This window comes from Vibrio sp. YT-19(2023) (genome assembly GCF_033337395.1).
Genome location: NZ_JAWOQN010000138.1, coordinates 1 through 1,144 on the forward strand (window position 1 = coordinate 1; position 1,144 = coordinate 1,144).

Consider the following 1,144-nt stretch of genomic DNA (forward strand, 5'->3'; position numbering starts at 1 on the left):
ATTCTAATTTATCGGGAGCGGCTTCATCGCTCCTGAATTTTTCTAACGGTCTTACATCATGCAAAAGTTAACGATTCTTGGTGCAACAGGCTCAATAGGTGCAAGCACCTTAAAAGTGGTTGAACAAAACCCAGAGCTGTTTTCTGTGGTCGCACTAGCGGCTGGCACTAACGTTGAAAAGATGGTGGCACTTTGTCGCCAATGGCAGCCCAAATTCGCGGTAATGGCGGATAAGGCTGCGGCTGTTGCTCTGCAATCAGAAATCCACACCATTTCACCAAATACAGAAGTGTTAGGTGGTGTTGATGCACTTTGTCATGTGGCTTCATTAGAAGAAGTAGATAGCGTAATGGCAGCCATCGTTGGTGCAGCGGGTTTGTTGCCAACCATGGCGGCCGTTAAAGCGGGCAAGCGCGTATTGCTGGCGAATAAAGAAGCGCTTGTCATGTCTGGGCAGTTGTTTATTGATGCCGTTGAACAATACGGGGCAGAGTTGCTGCCAGTAGACAGTGAACATAATGCTATTTTCCAGTGCCTACCACAGCAAGTTCAAACCAATCTTGGCCGCTGTAACTTAGATGAGCATGGCATTTCTAATATTCTGTTAACCGGATCTGGCGGTCCATTCCGTTACGCTGACATTGCCGATCTCGACAGCGTAACGCCAGCACAGGCAATCGCGCACCCTAACTGGTCTATGGGGCCAAAGATTTCGGTCGATTCTGCGACTATGATGAATAAAGGTCTTGAGTACATTGAAGCAAAATGGCTATTCAATGCGGCTCGTGACCAGTTAAAAGTGATTATTCACCCGCAATCCGTGATCCATTCAATGGTTCAGTATCGTGATGGTTCGGTACTGGCGCAAATGGGAGAGCCAGATATGGCAACACCAATTGCGCTGACAATGTCTTATCCTTCTCGTGTTGATGCCGGTGTAAAACCGCTAGACTTTACTCAAGTAGGTGAATTGACATTCTTGCAACCAGACTTTGCTCGTTATCCTTGTTTGAAGCTTGCGATTGACGCGTGTTACGAAGGGCAACATGCGACTACTGCTCTAAATGCAGCCAATGAAGTTGCTGTTGATGCGTTTCTAAATAATCGCCTTGGTTTTACAGATATAGCTCGCATCAATGAATTG

The 1,144-nt window shown here is 46.7% G+C and carries 1 protein-coding gene; it reads left to right on the forward strand.

What is annotated here, in order from left to right; all coding sequences use genetic code 11:
- Window positions 1-58: 58 nt before the first annotated feature.
- On the forward strand, window positions 59-1,144 hold a 1,086-nt coding region (gene ispC / locus R7E78_RS24420), incomplete at its 3' end, for a 1-deoxy-D-xylulose-5-phosphate reductoisomerase (RefSeq protein WP_318058377.1).